Raw genomic sequence first — 16,397 nt, forward strand, 5'->3', positions numbered from 1 at the left:
GACCTATCCTAGGCGATGACTCTTTTTTGATCAATGCTGGAAGGGACGCAGACGAGAGGATCGCATGGCGCGATCTGGGGACATACCGAGGGGAATCTGGAGCGGGTGAAGGGAATCGAACCCTCGTTATCAGCTTGGGAAGCTGGAGTAATGCCATTATACGACACCCGCGCAGGGCCACTTTGTACCAGAACATTGCTGCAATTTGAAGCTTTATATCGGTAGGGTAGCGATGCGACCTGTAGCGCCGGGGCGTGGATCTTCCTTCTGCCCGTGGGGCCGATGATCCAGTTGGCCGGGCTACAGGCGCCCGTTTTCTTCAGACTGCCAGTGCATGCTGGCCCTGCACGTACTGGTAACGCCCACGCTGTTCACGCTGCGTCGGTTTCAGGAAGTCGATCAGCGCGGTGCGGGTGTCGCGGCAGGCCGATTTGTTTTCCATGTCGAGGAAGTGCCCGGCGCTGCGGATCTCGCTGAACTGAGAGTTGCGCACGTGCCGGCTGAACTGCCGTGCATCGGCGATGGTGGTGTATTCGTCCCACTCACCGTTGATGAACAGCACCGGAATATCGATGGCCCTGGCGGCAGTCAGGGCATTTTCCAGGTCGTGGTCGAGCACCTGGTGGATATGGAAGTGCATCTGCGCGTATTCGTGGTTGTCCAGGCTGCTGACATGCCGGTAGTTGAAGCGCTTGAACAGCGGCGGCAGGTACTTGCCGATGGTCTCGTTGACCAGGTTGCCCACCTGGTAGCGATCGCACTCGCGCAGGTACCTGGAACCACGCTCCAGGTAGTCGCGCATCGGTTCGTTGATCACCGGCGAGAACGAGCTGACCACCGCCCGCTCGATGCGCCGCGGCCTGTGGGCCAGGGCCATGAGGGTGCAGGCGCCACCCCAGGAAAAGGACATGACCTGGTCGGCCGCGAAGTGGTCGATGAGTTCGAGCAGGATCTGCCCTTCGGTTTCCTTGGTCAGCAAACGTTCGTGGTGGTTGTGCGGCTTCGACTTGCCGGCGTACGGCTGGTCGTAGAGCACCACGTTGAATTGCGGGTACAGGTTGCGCACCGCCTGGGAAAACGACGCCGTGGTGGCGAGCGAGCCGTTGATCAGGATGATCGTCTTCTCGGCTTCTTGCGAACGGTAGAACTCCGTGTAAACCCGGTACTGCCCCTGAATATCCAGCACAGCGGTTTCTGGCCTCATGTCATCGACTCCTGGCGCAAAAAAGGGTATCCGTCCAAGCAAGCTTGCACGTTCTATGTGACAGGTAGGCATACGCCTTGAAGTGAATCGAGGGGCCCTTGTCGATCCGCTGCACGCTGGTCGACGGGTGTTGTTCTAGGCGGGCGATTCCGTTGGTCGCCCGCGCATCGAGGGGCGGGTCGCCAAGGAAAAGGTGTCTTGGACTAAAGCTGTGACCGTAGAGTCACATGAAGACCGACGATTCGATTCAAGCAGCCCGGCCGCAATGTCGCAAGTGCCGTTCGGGCAATTGATGGAAAATTTTTGTCTGGCCCGTCGGCCATGTCAGACCGACAGGATCTCGTCGGCGCGCAGGGCCCGGTACCGCCCCGGGGCAAGTCCTGGATCGAGGACCAGCGACCCCATGCGCTCACGGTGCAAGCGCATGACCTTGTTCTGGTAATGACCGAACATCCGTTTCACCTGGTGATAACGTCCCTCGATAATGCTCAATCTTGCCGTGTGACTGCTGAGAAGAATCAATTCAGCCGGTTGGGTGACCAGGTCTTCGAAAGCGAAGTGGAAGCCCTCGCGAAAACGCGCCACGTACTCCTCGAGGATCGGCTGTTCGGTTTCCACGCAATAGACCTTGGGCAGCTTGGTCTGCGGCTGGGTCAGGCGTCGTGACCATTGGCCGTCGTTGGTCAGGATCATCAGGCCGGTGGTGTTGAAATCCAGTCGTCCGGCGATATGCAGCTCGTGCCTGTCCGGTTCGTCGATCAGGTCGAGCACCGTTGGATGCTCGGGGTCACGGGTTGCGCTGACGCAGCCCATGGGCTTGTGCAGCATGAAATAGCGCGCCGGTCGGCCGGCCTGCAACACCTGATCGTCCACTTCCACCCGGCTGAAGACCCGCACTTCGTGCCTGGGATCGCTCACCGCCACCCCGTCCACTCGCACGCGCCGCCCTGCCAGCAGCAGGCGCACTTGCTGACGATTGAAGCAGGGCAGGTTGGACAGGAAGCGGTCGAGGCGCATGGCAGTGAGGCAGGGGCAAGGAAGGGGGCGCAGTCTACTCGTTCGGCGTGTCCGCGGCAGCCTTCAATTGCTCATCGACCCGGGCGCAGGCCGGACACAGGCAGGCGGCATTGCGCAACTCCGCAGGCAGGGCTTCGAGCAGCGCCGGGTCGATGCTGACGCTGAAGCACCAGCAGGCACGATCGGCAGTACGCGGATCGGCCAGGGTGCATTGGTTGCTGGCGCCACAGGCGGGGCATAGACGCGGGTCAGGCATGTTCGGGGCTCGCGGGTTCGCTGCAGACACGGTTGCGCCCACTTTGCTTGGCGCGGTACAGCGCCTGGTCGGCGCGGGCGATCAGGCTGCGCAGGGTATCGCCGGGCGCCAGCCCGGTCACGCCGAAACTGGCAGTCAGCGACACGCGGCTGGCGTCGAAGGTGAATTCGCTGCGCTCTGTGCGCTGGCGGATCTTCTCCGCCACCGCCATGCCCTTGGCCAGTTCGGTGTCCTTCAACAGCACGACGAACTCCTCGCCACCCCAGCGGCACAGAATATCGGCCTGGCGCAGGCTGCCTTCGAGCAGGCGGGCGAACTGGCGCAGCACCTCGTCGCCGGCCAGGTGCCCGTGGGTGTCGTTGAGCTCCTTGAAATGATCGAGGTCGATCAGCACTGCGGTCAGCGGCAGCGCGCCGCGTTCGGCGTCGAGCAGTGCCTGGGCGGCCAGCAGATCGAAGGCGCGGCGATTGTGCAGGTGGGTCAGGCTATCGAGGGTCGCCAGTTCCTGGATGCCGTCCTGGTGGCGACGAACCATGCCGTTGATCATTGCCAGCACCACCGCCGAGATGATCGCGCAGATCGCCAGGTTCAGGTACAGCGATTGTTTCACTCCGTCCAGGCTGGCGCCGACCGGCTTTTCGACGAACAGGTACCAGTCCAGCTCCGGGATGAAGCGCACATTGAGAAAGTGCAGTTGATCGTCACGCTGGTATTCGCGGCTGCCGGTGCTCGGGGTGGGCATGCGCTCGACCAGCCCGGCCAGCGACGGGATGCTCTGCAGCGTGGTGCCAGGGCGCGCCCCCTCGGGCCCGCCGGTCGAGCCGGTAAGAACGATCTGTCCGCGCGGGTCGACGAAATACACCGAACGCTTGTAGCGCAACTGGTAGGCATCGATCAGCCTGACCACCGCGTCCACGGTCAGGCCTACGCCGGCGGCACCCATGAAGCGGTTCTGCTCGTCGAGTACCTTGTAGTTGATGAACACGGTCATGCGGTCCTTGTTGGCCATGTCCATGTCGACGTTGATCTCGTAGGGCGCCTGCATCTGCTTGACCCGGGCGTACCAGAGGTCGCGCGGGGTGCTCGGGTCGATCTTCTTGAGGATGCCCTTGGCCTGGTAGTAGATGCCGCTCGCTTCGGAAACATAGAAGGCGGTGTAGGCCCGCTGCTGGCGCTCGACTTCACTGAGATAGCGGGTCATGACCTCGGGATCGTGCTCGCCGGCCAGGGTCCAGTCGCGCAGCAGGGTGTTCTGCGCCAGCATCGACGAGACCACGATGGGACGGATCAGGTCCTTCTGGATTTCCGAATAGACGGTGTCCGAGGTCAGCGGCAGCTCGGTATTGATAATGCCGTCGCGGATCGCGCTGCGCGAGGCGTAGTAGCTCACCAGCGAGGTTGCGAGAAATCCACAGCCAAGCAGCAACAGCAGGGTCAACAGCAGGGAGCGTTGCGAAAACAGGGCGGAACGAAGGGGCATGGCAATCCCGCAGGCGGAGAACCGATGGCCTCTATTCTAGAGGCGGCGGGAAAAAATAACTGGACGAATTTCAGGGTCAAAGGGGTGGTTACAAATTATTTCCAAAATCGCACCGCACGCCGTTTTCGTTGTCTGATTCTGTGTCGATGAACGCTTGCCGATCGACGCCGACCAGCGCCGCTGGGTCCGGCAGTTTCGCGGTCCAGGAGGCCGCCATGTATCGCCGACTCGCTTTGCTTGCTGTCCTGGGTTTGCTGATTACCGCGTGTGTACCCTACGGAGGCGGTGGCTACTATCGAACCGATGTCTATTCCGTTGACCGTTACGCTTATCCGGCCTATCCCTACGGCTACAACCGTGGCTACTACGTCGCCCCGCAGCCACGCTACTACACGCCGGCGCCGCGTTATTACCGTCCGGCACCCGTGCCTTACTACCGTCCGGCACCGCCAGTGCGTGGTGGCTGGGATGCACGCGGGCCGGGACGCCCGGACAACCATGGCTGGAACCGTGGCTGGGACCGCGACCATGACCGGGGCGACAACCGCGGCCATCGCGACAACCGCGGCGACTGGCGCGACCGCCAAAACCGCCAGGGCGATCAGGACGACCGCGGTCGCGGCCGTTATCACTGAGTGACTCTTGCACCTTGCACCCCCTACGCCAGGTCGGCGAGGGGGTGTCTTCCTTCCCACACCTTGCTGAAATGCGCCTCGACCACCGCCGCCGGCACCTGGCTGATATCCGGCCAGTGCCAGCGTGGTGCGTTGTCCTTGTCCAGCAGGCGGGCGCGCACGCCTTCGCTGAATTCCGGATGGCGGCAGCAGTTCAGGCTCATCGCATATTCCATCTGCAACACCTGGCCAAGGGACAGGTAACGCGCCCGCCGCAGTTGCTCCCAGACCAGATGGGCCGTGAGCGGACAGCCCTTGAGCAGGGTTCCCGCGGCCTTGGCCAGGAGTACGTCGGGCTGGTGTTCAAGCTGCCCGATGGCGCGCCAGGCACAGGCCGGATCACTGACATCCAGCACCCGGTCGATCCGTTCGCGGCGCGGCAGCCACTGCGCCGCCGGCAATTCATCGCGGGCTTCCTGCTCCAGGGCCCTGAGCAGGCTGTTGAGCTGCATGGCGGTCTGTTCCTGCCAGTTCAGCTGCAGCAGCCCATCGATCAGTTGATCCTGCTGGTCTTCCTTCATGAACCGGCCGGCAAGCCCGAGATCGAGGGCGTCGCGTGCGTTGATCGGCGCGCCGGTCAGGCCGAGGAACAGGCCAAGGCGCCCGGGCAGCCGGGAAAGGAACCAGCTGCCACCGACATCCGGATACAGGCCGATGCTGATTTCCGGCATCGCCAGCCGGCTCGACGGCGTGACGATCCGCACCCCGGCGCCCTGAAGCAGGCCCATGCCGCCACCGAGCACATGGCCGTGGCCCCAGCACAGCAGCGGCTTGGGATAGTGGTGCAACAGATAGTCCAGGCGATACTCGGTGGCGAAGAACGTCGCCGCCAGCGGCGGCACTTCGCCGGGATGGTCGCGACACGCTTCGACCAGTTGGCGAACTTCCCCGCCCGCGCAGAAGGCCTTGGCGCCATTGCCGCGCAACAGCACGCAGACGATCGCCGGATCCTGTGCCCAGGCGCGCAGGTGGGCACCCAGTTGTTCGATCATCGGCAGCGACAGCGCATTCAGGCTCGCCGGGGCATCCAGGGTGGCGATGCCCAGGCGCGCGCCATCGACCCCGGTCAGAACTTCGAACTGCACAGCCATGGAAGACCTCGCTCGGTTGGAGCAGACAAGTATGGCCGCTGTGCGCGATCGCGGCGGTTGCCGGTCGGATCGATTGACAAGCGCGGACAGCTTTCCTAGTGTCCGCCCCATTGTTCAACGGATGGCCCCATGACCGACGACGACCGTATCAAGCTCGAACCCAGCTGGAAGGCCGCCCTGCGTGCCGAATTCGACCAGCCCTACATGCACGAACTGCGTGAATTCCTGCGTCAGGAAAAGGCCGCTGGCAAGGAGATCTATCCGCCCGGGCCGCTGATTTTCAACGCGCTGAATTCCACGCCGCTGGACAAGGTCAAGGTGGTGATCCTCGGCCAGGACCCGTACCACGGCCCGGGCCAGGCCCATGGGCTGTGCTTCTCGGTGCAGCCGGGGGTGCCGACGCCGCCGTCGCTGGTCAACATCTACAAGGAACTGCAGCGCGATCTGAACATCGAGATTCCGCGCCACGGCTACCTGCAATCCTGGGCCGACCAGGGCGTGCTGCTGCTCAACACCACCATGACCGTCGAACGGGCCAACGCGGCGTCCCACGCCAACAAGGGCTGGCAGTTCTTTACCGACCGGATCATCCAGGTCGTCAGCGAGCACCAGCCCAACTCGGTGTTCCTGCTCTGGGGCTCGCATGCCCAGAGCAAGCGCAAGCTGATCGATGCCAGCAAGCACCTGGTGCTGACCTCGGTGCACCCTTCGCCGCTGTCGGCCTATCGCGGCTTCCTTGGTTGTGGCCATTTCAGCCGCACCAACAAGTTCCTCGAACAGCACGGGATGGCGCCGATCGATTGGCAGGTGCCTGCCCTTTAGATTTATGCCGTAGCTTATGGCCTCATCGCCGGCAACGCCGGCTCCCACAGGTATTGTGTGCACCGCAGAACCTTGTGGGAGCCGGCGTTGCCGGCGATGAGGCCATCACCTGCTACACCTGCCTTTCGGCATCCCCCGCCATCCAGTGCCTGAACAACGGCTCGGCCAGAAACAGCACGAACAGCAGGCGCATCATCTGCAATGCCGTCACCAACGGCACCGACAGCTGCAAGGTCTCCGCCGTCAGGCTCATCTCGGCGATGCCGCCAGGCATCATGCCCAGGGTCAACGAACGCAGGTCGAGGTTGGTCGCGGCGCTCAGCGCCACGGCGGCGATGGCGGCGATGGCCATGGTCAGCACCGTTGCGGCCAGGGTCCTGGCAAGGAACGACGGTGCCCGGCGGAAGAACGCCCGGTTGAAGTGGCATCCCAGGCCACTGCCGATCAGCCATTGGCCGATCTGGCTGGCGCCGTCCGGCAGGCCCAGGTGCAGGTTCCAGCCGATACTGGCGACACCCGCCACCAGCAAGGGTCCGAACAGCCACGGGTTGGGCTGCTTCAGCCGTTGCCAGCCCCAGGCCACCAGCGCGCCGATGGGGAACACCAGCGCCAGCCAGCCCCAGTCCACCGCTCCCGCATGGCTCAGTGGTACGCCTTCGCCGAGCAGGTACTTGAATGCCGCCGGCACGCAAAGCACCACCACCAGCACCCGCAGGCTCTGGCCCGCCGCCACGCGGCCGAGGTTGGCGCCATTGCGCGCACCGAGGTTGACCATCTCCCCGGAGCCGCCCGGCATGCTGGAGAAGAACGCCGTGGCGCGGTCCTCGCCGGTACGCCGCAGCAACCACACCCCGACCACGCTGGAAAGGCTGGTGATCAGTGCGCCGAAGAAGATCAGGCCGAAATGGCTGGCGACCTGCTCGGCCACATGCGGGGTGAAGTGCAGGCCGATGCCGATGCCGACGATCCACTGTCCGCATTTGCGCCCGCCCGGAATCTCGGCGAGCTGCCAGGGTGTCAGGCAGCGCACCAGGATGATCGCCAGCAGCGAGCCGACCATGAACGGCAACGGCCAGCCGATGGCGCTGGCCGCGAACCCGCCGGCCAGGCCGACCAGCGGGGTTGCCCACCATTGCCTGAAGGTGGAATCAGACATTGGCCAGGGCGCGACGCTGCAGGACGCGACGGCGCCAGATGCGCACCAGCGGCAGGGCCAGCATCACGATGGTCAGGCTCCACACCGCCATGCTGATCGGGCTCGACCAGAGGATGTCCAGGGCACCGTTGGAGATCGACAGCGCACGACGCAGGTTCTGCTCCATCAGCCCGCCGAGGATGAACCCGAGGAGGATCGGCGACAGCGGGAAGTCCAGCTTGCGCAGGATGTAGCCCATGATGCCGATACCGACCATCAGGAACAGGTCGAAGGTGGTGGCATGCACGGCGTAGACGCCGATCGCGGTGATGATCGCGATCACCGGCACCAGCGCCCAGTTCGGCACGGCAAGGATGCGCGTGAAGATGCGGATCATCGGGATGTTCAGGATCACCAGCATGATGTTGGCGATGAACAGCGAGGCGATCAGGCCCCAGACGATGTCCGGTTGCTGTTCGAACAGCAGCGGGCCGGGCGTGATGTTGTACAGGGTCAGGGCGCCGATCATTACCGCGGTGGTGCCCGAGCCGGGTACGCCGAGGGTCAGCATCGGTACCAGGGCGCCACAGCAGGAGGCGCCGATTGCGGTTTCCGGCGCAGCCAGGCCGCGGGCATCGCCCTTGCCGAACTTGCCGCTGGTGCCGGCGATGCGTTTCTCGGTCATGTAGGCCACGGCGCTGGCCAGGGTCGCGCCGGCGCCGGGCAATACGCCCATGATGAAGCCGAGCAGGCCGCAACGGATGTTGACCACGAATACCGAGGCCGCTTCCTTGAGGTTGAACAGCATGCGCCCGGTGGCCTTGACCGCCTCGTGGCCATGGTGGGTTTTCTCCAGCAGCAGGAGGATCTCGCTGATGGAGAACAGGCCCAGGACCAGTACGACGAACTGGATGCCGTCGGCCAGGTGCACGCTGTCACCGGTGAAGCGGTACACGCCGCTGTTAGCATCGATACCGACGCTGGACAGGAACAGGCCGATCAGCGCTGCGATGAAGGTCTTCAGCGGCCGGTCGCCGGCCATGCCGCCGAGACAGACGATGGCAAAGACCATCAGCACGAAGTACTCCGCCGGACCGAAGGCGATCGCCCATTTCGCCAATAGCGGCGCGAACAGGACCATACCGCAGGTCGCGATGAGGGCGCCGATGAACGAACTCCACGCCGACAGCGACAGGGCCACGCCGGCCAGGCCCTGGCGGGCCATCGGGTAGCCGTCGAGGGTGGTCATCACGGTGGACGCTTCGCCCGGGATGTTGAGCAGGATCGAGCTGATCCGCCCGCCGTATTCGCAGCCGAGGTACACCGCGGCCAGCAGGATCAGCGCCGACTCCGGCGGCAGGCCGAGGGCGAAGGCGATGGGGATCAGCAGGGCCACGCCGTTGATCGGGCCCAGGCCCGGGAGCAGGCCGACCACGGTGCCGATCAGGGTGCCGCTGAGGGCGGTGACCAGGTTGTACGGGCTGAGGGCCACGCCGAAGCCCTGGCCCAGGTAACTCAAGGTATCCATATCAATTCTCCAGGACGTCGAGCAGGCCGAGGGGCAGTGGTACGTCCATTACCCGGTCGAACAGTACGTAGAGGGTGATGCTCATGAAGGCCACGATCAGGCCGCTGGCCGACCAGCGGCCGCCGTACAGCCGGGCCATGGGCACACCGACGAGAATGCTGCTGACGATGAAGCCGAGGCTTTCGAAGGTCGCGGCGAACACCAGCAACAGGGCGACGCACAGGCCGATCTTGTTCAGAGTTTCGCGGTCCAGCTCGGGCTCGTCCTCGCCACGCACGATGGGCGTCGGGCGAATGGCCAGGTAGAGCAGGGCCAGGCCCATCAGGCCGAGCATCAGCAGCGGGTAGGCGCGCGGGCCCACCGGTTCATAGGAAAACGCGGCCTGGTAGGGCCAGGCCATCACGGCCAGGGCGGCACAGACCGCCAGCAGGGCCAGGGCGAAGATGCGTTGCAGGATCATTTGATAGTCCTCGATCTAGAGGCGCACGCGTTCCCCTGTGGGAGCGGGTTTACCCGCGATGGCGATAGGGAATTCACCACCGCCATCGCGGGTGAACCCGCTCCCACAGGGTCCGTGTGGAGGCGGATTACAGGGTTACTGGATCAACCCGAATTCCCGGGCCAGCGTCTTGTAGTCGGCAACCTGTTTCTTGACGTAGGTGTCCAGCTCGTCCCCGGTCATGGCGAAGGGGAAGAGTTCGCGCTGGTCACGCAGCTTGGCGAAGTCCTCGGACGCCAGCAGCTTGTCGAACGAGGCTTTCCACCATTGGTAGTCCTCATCGCTGACCTTCGGCCCCACATAGAACCCGCGCACCACCGGCCAGACGATGTCGTAGCCCTGTTCCCTGGCGGTCGGGATGTTCTTCATCTCGGGCTCGTCCAGGCGCTGTTCGGAGAACACCGCGAGCAGGCGCATGTCGCCGCTCTGGATATGCGGCATGGAGTCGGAGATGTCGGTACTGCCGACCTGGATATGCCCGCCGAGCAGGGCGGTGGCGATTTCGCCGCCGCCTTCCAGGGCGACGTAGCGCAGGTCGCGCGGGTTGATCCCGGCAGCCTTGGCGATCAGCGCGGTCTGCATCCAGTCCTGGCTGCCGACGGTGCCGCCGGAGCCGATCACCACCTTGCTCGGATCCTGCTTCAAGGCCGCGACCAGGTCGTCGAGGGTCTTGTAGGGCGAGTCCTTCTTCACCGCGATGGCGCCGTAGCTGGTGCCGACCGCCGCGAGCCAGCGCACGGCGTTTTCATCGAAGCGGCCGAACTTGCCCTGCGCCAGGTTCAACAGCGAGCCGCTGGACCAGGCCACCAGCGTGCCGGCATCGCCCGGACGCTGGGCGACCACGGCGTTGTAGGCCACCGCGCCGACACCGCCGGGCATGTAGGTGACGCGCATGGGCTTGGTCAGGATCTTCTCGTTGACCAGCGCGCTCTGCACCAGCTTGCAGGTCAGGTCGAAGCCACCGCCCGGCGAGGCCGGGGCGATGCATTCGGGGCGTTTGGGTTCGGCGGCCAGGACCTGGCCGGCGAACAGCAGGCAGCCGGTGGCGATGGCGATTCGACGCAGTGAAAAGGTCATCTTCAGTCTCCGTAGCTTTAGTTGTTATAAGCGGATTACCACAGGGCGACGCTATAGCTCACCAGCAACCGCACCTCGTCCGCATCGCGGGCGAAGCTGGAGCGGTAGGTGGCGTTGCGCAGGCGGACTGCCACGTTCTTGAACGTGCCGTTCTGCACCACGTACTTGAACTCGGTGTTGCGTTCCCATTCCTTGCCTTCGCCGCCGTTCGCCAGGCTGACGTTGTCGCCGTTGATGTAACGGGTCATGAAGGTCAGCCCCGGAACGCCGAGCTTGGCGAAGTCGTAGTCGTAACGCACTTGCCAGGAGCGCTCGTCGGCCCCGGCGAAGTCGTTGATCTGGACGAAGTTGACCAGGTACGGGTCGGAGCCATCCACGTAGGGGAAGGCGCTGTCGCCGGACATGCTCTGGTACGCGGCGCTGAACTTGTGGCCGTTGAGGCCGTAGCTGAGCATGCCGTTGAGCGAGGTGTTGTCGATCTTGCCGCCGCGGGCCTGGCCCTGGTCATCGCTGAGGGCCAGGCGCAGGTCGGCGCCGAAGGTGCCCGGGCCCCACGGCTGGGTCGCGGTCAGGCCGGCGAAATGCTGGCGGTAGACGTCGTCGAGCTGGGCGAAGTGGTAGCTGCCGGTGATGCGGTCGGTGAACTTATAGTCCAGGCCGGCCATGTCGAAATGGTTGCCGGCGACGGTGCCAAGGAAGCGCCCGTTCTTGTTGTTCAGGGCGATGTCTTCCTTGTTGGTGTCATCGCGGTCCTTGGCCTTCTCCAGGCGGCCGCCGGTGAAGGTCAGGCCCTTGATCTCCTTCGACGTCAGCAGGCCGCCCTCGAAGGTCTGCGGCAGGATGCGCCCATCGTTGGGCTTGAGGGTCGGAAGCTCGGGGATCAGGGTGCCGATCTTCAATTCGGTGGCGGAGATCCTGACCTTGCCGGTCAGGCCGAGCTTGGAGTATTCGTCGGCGGCGCGGCCGTCGTCGTGGGTCGGCAGCAGGCCGGTGCCGGTGCGATCCGGGCTGGAATCGAGCTTGACCCCGAGCATGCCCAGGGCATCGATGCCGAAACCGACGGTGCCCTCGGTGTAGCCCGACTGCAGGTTGAGCATGAAGCCCTGTGCCCACTCGTCGCGCTTGGATTGCTGGGCGCTGGTGCCGTCGCGGAAGTCGCGGTTGAAATACATGTTGCGGGTTTCGAAGGTGGCACTGCTGTCTTCGAAGAAAGCGGCCTGGCTCAGCGGTGCGACGCTGCACAGCGTGATGGCGCTGACAAGCGGGTGGCGGCTGGAAAAAGGACGACGGATAGGCGCGAACGCCCGAGGCTGTGCTGACAGCATCTGGAATAAACCCCGTTTATTGTTCTTATTTGGTACGAACGCTGCGGTTCGTTCTTCGCCTCCCGGAGGGAGCCGTGAAGCGATGCTAGGGGCTCAACCTTTCGCTAACCTTTCAATTCACTTTCATTCTGGCGGCGGCTTCACAGGCGCCGCTTCCTCTGTAAACTCCGCGCCACTGAACGCGACGCGACCGGGAGAAACCCATGCGAGTGCTGCTCGTCGAAGACCATCTGCAATTGGCCGAAAGCGTGGCCCAGGCCTTGAAAAGCACTGGCCTGACCGTCGATGTGCTGCACGACGGGGTGGCCGCCGACCTGGCCCTGGCCAGCGAGGATTACGCGGTGGCGGTGCTGGATGTGGGCCTGCCGCGGATGGACGGTTTCGAGGTGCTGGCCCGCCTGCGCGCCCGGGGCAAGACCGTGCCGGTGCTGATGCTGACCGCGCGCAGCGACGTCAAGGACAGGGTCCACGGGCTCAATCTGGGCGCCGACGATTACCTGGCCAAGCCCTTCGAGCTGACCGAGCTGGAAGCGCGGGTCAAGGCCTTGCTGCGCCGCAGCGTGCTCGGCGGCGAACGTCAGCAGCGCTGCGGGCCGCTGGTGTACGACCTGGATAACCGGCGCTTCAGCCTGGGTGACGAGCCCTTGACCCTGACCTCCCGCGAACAGGCGGTGCTCGAGGCCCTGATCGCCCGTCCCGGCCGGGTGATGAGCAAGGAGCAACTGGCTTCGCAGGTCTTCGGCCTGGACGAGGAAGCCAGCCCCGACGCCATCGAGATCTATATCCACCGTCTGCGCAAGAAGCTCGACGGGCACGCGGTGGCCATCGTCACCTTCCGCGGCCTCGGTTACTTGCTCGAGCACCGCGATGCGTAGCACCGACAGCCTGCGCGGACGGCTGCTGCGCAACCTGGCGCTGCTGCTGGTGGTGCTGATGACCGCCAGTGGCCTGAGTGCCTACTGGAATGGTCGCGAAGCCGCCGACACCGCCTACGACCGCACCCTGCTGGCCTCGGCGCGGACCATCGCCGCCGGGCTGTCGCAGCGCGACGGCACCCTCAGCGCCGATGTGCCCTACGTGGCCCTGGACACCTTCGCCTATGACAGCGCCGGGCGTATCTACTACCAGGTCAACGACATCCAGCAGAAGCTGATTTCAGGCTACGAAAACATTCCCGGCCCGCCTCCCGGCACGCCACGTACCGATGACTACCCGGCCCTGGCGCGCTTCTACAATGCCCGTTACCTCGGCCAGGACGTGCGGGTGGTGAGCCTGCTCAAGGCGGTGAGCGAGCCGAACATGAACGGCATGGCCGAGATCCGCGTCGCCGAAACCGAAGAGGCGCGGGTGCGCATGGCCCGCGGTCTGATGGCCGATACCCTGTTGCGCCTGGGCATGCTGGCCCTGGGCGCGCTGCTGCTGGTGTGGTTCGCGGTGAGTGCTGCGCTGCGCCCGCTGGAGCGCTTGCGCAGTGCGGTGGAAGAACGCCAGCCGGACGACCTGCGCCCGTTGCCGTCGGTGGAAGTGCAACAGGAACTGGGGCCGCTGGTGCGTGCGCTCGATCACTTCACCGAGCGTTTGCGCGGGCAGTTCGAGCGCCAGGCGCAGTTCATCGCCGATGCTGCTCATGAACTGCGGACACCGTTGGCGGCGCTGAAGGCGCGGGTCGAACTGGGGCTGCGGGCCAAGGAACCGCAGGTCTGGCACGAAACCCTGGAGGCCACGGCGCAGAGCACCGACAAGCTGACCCACCTGGCCAACCAATTGCTGTCCATGGCCCGGGTCGAGAACGGTGCCCGGGCGATCGCCGAAGGGGGGGCGCACTTGCTCGATCTCAGCCAGCTGGCCCGTGAACTGGGCATGGCCATGGCGCCGCTGGCCCATGCCCGGGGCATCGCCCTGGCCCTGGAGGCCGAGGCTCCGGTATGGGTGAAAGGTGAGCCGACCCTGCTCAACGAGTTGCTGAGCAACCTGGTAGACAATGCGCTGGCCCATACGCCCAAGGGCGGCAATGTGATCCTGCGTGTCACGGCGCCATGCGACCTGGAGGTAGAGGATGACGGGCCGGGGATTCCACTTGAAGAGCGAGAGAAGGTTTTCGAGCGCTTCTATCGGCGTGGCGCGCAGGGGACTGGCCTGGGGCTGGCGATCGTCGGCGAGATCTGTCGGGCGCACCTGGCAAGTATCAGCCTGCATGATGGGGAGAAGGGCGGGTTGAAGGTCCGGGTGAGTTTCAATCCGGTTCAATAAGAGCGACACCGGCCCCTGTGGGAGCGGGTTCACCCGCGATTGCACTAGTGGATTCACTGCAGCAATCGCGGGTGAACCCGCTCCCACAGGGGCCGCGTTCTACCTGAACATCAGCCGTGCATCGAGCAGGTCATCCTCGGAAAACAACCCGGTCGCCGGTACCGCCAGGTGCCGATAGGCCGGCAACGCCGAAACCGCGCGCTCGCGTCCGGTCTTGTCGCACAACGCCCGTGCGATCTGCACGATATCCACGTAATCCACCTTTGCCGAATGCCGCTCCAGGTTCTGCACTTCCCCCGGCAGATTCGCCAGTTGTTCGGGAAATTCCCAGACACTGAGGATCTTGTCCCCCAGCACCGGATGAATCTGTTCGATCACATGGTTCAGGCACACCGGGTCCGAAAGCAGCTCGTTGTGCTCTTCGGCATAGGTCAGGATCGGCAGCACGCCGATCTGGTGCACCAGCCCGGCCAGGGCCGCCTGGTCTGCCTTGAGCTCGGTGTAGCGTGCCGCCAGTTCATAGCTCACGCCCGCCACTTCCAGGCTTTTAGCCCAGATTTCGCGCATCTTCTGTTCCACCGTCTCCGATCGGGCATGGAAGATCTGTTCGATCACCAGGCCGATCGCCAGGTTGCAGCTGTAGTTGACGCCGAGGCGGGTGATGGCGGTCTGCAGGTCGGTGACCTCGGTGATCGCCCGCAGCAACGGACTGTTGACCACCTTGATCAGGCGCGCGGCCAGGGCGGCGTCGCGGCCGATCACTTTGCTCAGGGTCGCGACACTGATTTCGGTGTCTTCCGCAGCCTCGCGGATGCTCATGGCAACTTCGGGCAAGGTCGGCAGGACCAGGTCGTCGTTATCGATGGCGCGCAGCAATTGCGTTTGCACCATCTTGGCCAGGGTGTTCATGGTGTCTTTCTCCCGCGTTCAGGGATGGCCCCGCCGGCATGCGGCGGGGCGGGGCGGGCTCAGCGCTGGATCTCGCGGTCGCGGTCCAGTTCGTAAGGCAAGGTCAGCAGTTCCAGGCGCGGGCCTTCGAGGCTGCCCAGGTGCAGGTTGCCGTCTTCCACGGAGTCGGCGCTCAGTACGGCGAGCAGTTCGCCACGGGCGGCGATCACCACTTCGCCCACCGACGAAGCATGGGTCGGCGAGAAGATCTCGCTGCCCGGCGCCGGCGTCTCGCCTTCGGCCAGGGCCAGGCGGTACAGGCGGCGCTTGAGCTTGCCCAGGTACTGCATGCGCGCGACGATTTCCTGCCCGGTGTAGCAGCCTTTCTTGAAGCTCACGCCACCGACGGCCTGCAGGTTGATCATTTGCGGGATGAACAGTTCGCGGGTCTGCTCCATGACCTGGCCGATGCCGGCGCGGATCTGGCCGAGCAGCCAGTCGTCCAGCCCGGCCTCGGGCAGATGGGCGGCCAGTTGCGCGCGGACTGCGTCGGCCTGGTCAGCCGGAGCCCAGAGTTCGACCCGGCCGGGAGATACGTTGACCGCGATCAGGCCGTCATGGCGTACGGTGGCACCGGCTTCGGCAGGTACATCGAGGCCCAGCGCTGCGAGGGCGGCGTCACCCCCGGTGAGGCCGAAGCGGACCCAGGCGTCGCTTTCATCGGTGAGCTTCGCCTTGGAAAACACCGCGTATTTTTTCAGGTCTGCCAGTTGCGGTTCGAGCAACTCGCGGGTCATTGCCAGAAGGAAACCGTCGCCTTGCGGCAGGATGCGGAAGCTCGACTGCATCCGGCCCTTCTGCATGCAGCGCGAGCCAAGGCTGGAGGTCTGTTCGTCGAGATAACCGATATGGCAGGTCAGTTGACCTTGCAGGAACTTGCCGGCGTCGGAACCGCGTACGGCGAGGACGCCTTCATGGGACAGGGTGCAGAAAAAAGCGGAATCGGCCATGGTTCATCGCAGGTAATTCAGGACTGGCGGCCATCATAGAGTGCGATTGGCAAAATAGGTAGCAGCCTCACGGCCCACTCGACCAACGCCGTGTGCCCATCGCCGGTTCGGTCTGTATACTGGCGGCCTTTTCGAGGAGGG

The 16,397-nt window shown here is 64.6% G+C and carries 16 protein-coding genes and 1 tRNA gene; 4 read left to right on the top strand and 13 right to left on the bottom strand.

Going from position 1 to position 16,397, the window contains the following annotated elements; genetic code table 11:
- Positions 1-97: 97 nt before the first annotated feature.
- From ACPFMA_RS05945 to ACPFMA_RS05965, 5 genes are all read right to left on the bottom strand, one after another.
- Positions 98-171, bottom strand: a tRNA-Gly gene (locus ACPFMA_RS05945).
- Positions 172-319: 148 nt separating this feature from the next.
- A complete protein-coding gene (locus ACPFMA_RS05950) occupies positions 320-1,204 on the bottom strand; it encodes an alpha/beta fold hydrolase (protein WP_425929836.1) in 885 nt (294 codons plus the stop codon).
- 324 nt (positions 1,205-1,528) lie between these two features.
- Complete coding sequence (locus tag ACPFMA_RS05955; protein ID WP_425929837.1) at positions 1,529-2,221, bottom strand: pseudouridine synthase; 693 nt, start codon at positions 2,219-2,221, stop codon at positions 1,529-1,531.
- Between the two features lie 34 nt (positions 2,222-2,255).
- Positions 2,256-2,477 (bottom strand): cysteine-rich CWC family protein, encoded by a 222-nt coding sequence (locus tag ACPFMA_RS05960; RefSeq protein ID WP_425929838.1) that lies wholly within the window; start codon positions 2,475-2,477, stop codon positions 2,256-2,258.
- Positions 2,470-3,957 carry a sensor domain-containing diguanylate cyclase gene (locus ACPFMA_RS05965; RefSeq protein WP_420059117.1) on the bottom strand — a complete coding sequence of 496 codons (1,488 nt, stop codon included), beginning with the start codon at positions 3,955-3,957 and terminating at the stop codon, positions 2,470-2,472. Before ACPFMA_RS05965 ends, ACPFMA_RS05960 begins: the two co-directional genes overlap by 8 nt.
- 215 nt (positions 3,958-4,172) lie before the next feature.
- Between ACPFMA_RS05965 and ACPFMA_RS05970 the strand changes: the two genes are divergently transcribed.
- On the top strand, positions 4,173-4,592 hold the full coding sequence (locus ACPFMA_RS05970) for a hypothetical protein (RefSeq protein WP_009399894.1): 420 nt from the start codon (positions 4,173-4,175) through the stop codon (positions 4,590-4,592).
- A gap of 23 nt (positions 4,593-4,615) precedes the next feature.
- Here ACPFMA_RS05970 and ACPFMA_RS05975 read toward each other — a convergent pair whose 3' ends face one another.
- The gene (locus ACPFMA_RS05975) at positions 4,616-5,722 is read right to left on the bottom strand and encodes an enoyl-CoA hydratase/isomerase family protein (protein WP_425929839.1); all 1,107 of its coding nucleotides are present in this window, start codon (positions 5,720-5,722) and stop codon (positions 4,616-4,618) included.
- A gap of 129 nt (positions 5,723-5,851) precedes the next feature.
- On the opposite strand from ACPFMA_RS05975, the gene ung reads away from it, so the two are divergent.
- Complete coding sequence (gene ung, locus ACPFMA_RS05980) at positions 5,852-6,544, top strand: uracil-DNA glycosylase (RefSeq protein WP_009399891.1); 693 nt, start codon at positions 5,852-5,854, stop codon at positions 6,542-6,544.
- Between the two features lie 112 nt (positions 6,545-6,656).
- Here the strand turns inward: ung and ACPFMA_RS05985 are convergent, their stop codons facing one another.
- The 5 genes from ACPFMA_RS05985 to ACPFMA_RS06005 form a co-directional block, all read right to left on the bottom strand.
- Positions 6,657-7,700 carry an AbrB family transcriptional regulator gene (locus tag ACPFMA_RS05985; protein WP_064303407.1) on the bottom strand — a complete coding sequence of 348 codons (1,044 nt, stop codon included), beginning with the start codon at positions 7,698-7,700 and terminating at the stop codon, positions 6,657-6,659.
- Positions 7,693-9,207: a tripartite tricarboxylate transporter permease gene (locus ACPFMA_RS05990; RefSeq protein WP_425929840.1), complete on the bottom strand. Its 1,515-nt coding sequence runs from the start codon at positions 9,205-9,207 to the stop codon at positions 7,693-7,695. The genes ACPFMA_RS05985 and ACPFMA_RS05990 overlap by 8 nt, the downstream gene beginning before the upstream one ends.
- A gap of 1 nt (position 9,208) precedes the next feature.
- Positions 9,209-9,667 carry a tripartite tricarboxylate transporter TctB family protein gene (locus ACPFMA_RS05995; protein WP_009399885.1) on the bottom strand — a complete coding sequence of 153 codons (459 nt, stop codon included), beginning with the start codon at positions 9,665-9,667 and terminating at the stop codon, positions 9,209-9,211.
- 135 nt (positions 9,668-9,802) lie between these two features.
- Entirely contained in the window at positions 9,803-10,789 is a 987-nt protein-coding gene (locus ACPFMA_RS06000) for a Bug family tripartite tricarboxylate transporter substrate binding protein (protein WP_376699743.1), read from the bottom strand.
- Between the two features lie 29 nt (positions 10,790-10,818).
- A complete protein-coding gene (locus tag ACPFMA_RS06005; protein WP_420059121.1) occupies positions 10,819-12,108 on the bottom strand; it encodes an OprD family porin in 1,290 nt (429 codons plus the stop codon).
- Positions 12,109-12,311: 203 nt separating this feature from the next.
- Here ACPFMA_RS06005 and ACPFMA_RS06010 point away from each other — a divergent pair, with 203 nt between their 5' ends.
- Together ACPFMA_RS06010 and ACPFMA_RS06015 are read left to right on the top strand one after the other, a co-directional pair.
- Positions 12,312-12,983 carry a response regulator gene (locus ACPFMA_RS06010; RefSeq protein WP_064303404.1) on the top strand — a complete coding sequence of 224 codons (672 nt, stop codon included), beginning with the start codon at positions 12,312-12,314 and terminating at the stop codon, positions 12,981-12,983.
- Positions 12,976-14,358: a sensor histidine kinase gene (locus ACPFMA_RS06015; RefSeq protein WP_425929841.1), complete on the top strand. Its 1,383-nt coding sequence runs from the start codon at positions 12,976-12,978 to the stop codon at positions 14,356-14,358. The genes ACPFMA_RS06010 and ACPFMA_RS06015 overlap by 8 nt, the downstream gene beginning before the upstream one ends.
- A gap of 99 nt (positions 14,359-14,457) precedes the next feature.
- Here the strand turns inward: ACPFMA_RS06015 and ACPFMA_RS06020 are convergent, their stop codons facing one another.
- Complete coding sequence (locus tag ACPFMA_RS06020; RefSeq protein ID WP_420059122.1) at positions 14,458-15,267, bottom strand: HDOD domain-containing protein; 810 nt, start codon at positions 15,265-15,267, stop codon at positions 14,458-14,460.
- A 59-nt stretch (positions 15,268-15,326) separates the two neighbouring features.
- Positions 15,327-16,256, bottom strand: coding sequence for a YgfZ/GcvT domain-containing protein (locus ACPFMA_RS06025; RefSeq protein ID WP_009399875.1), 930 nt, complete (start codon positions 16,254-16,256; stop codon positions 15,327-15,329).
- Positions 16,257-16,397 lie beyond the last annotated feature (141 nt).

The organism is Pseudomonas sp. NyZ201 (assembly GCF_049860765.1).
Lineage (GTDB): Bacteria > Pseudomonadota > Gammaproteobacteria > Pseudomonadales > Pseudomonadaceae > Aquipseudomonas > Aquipseudomonas bharatica.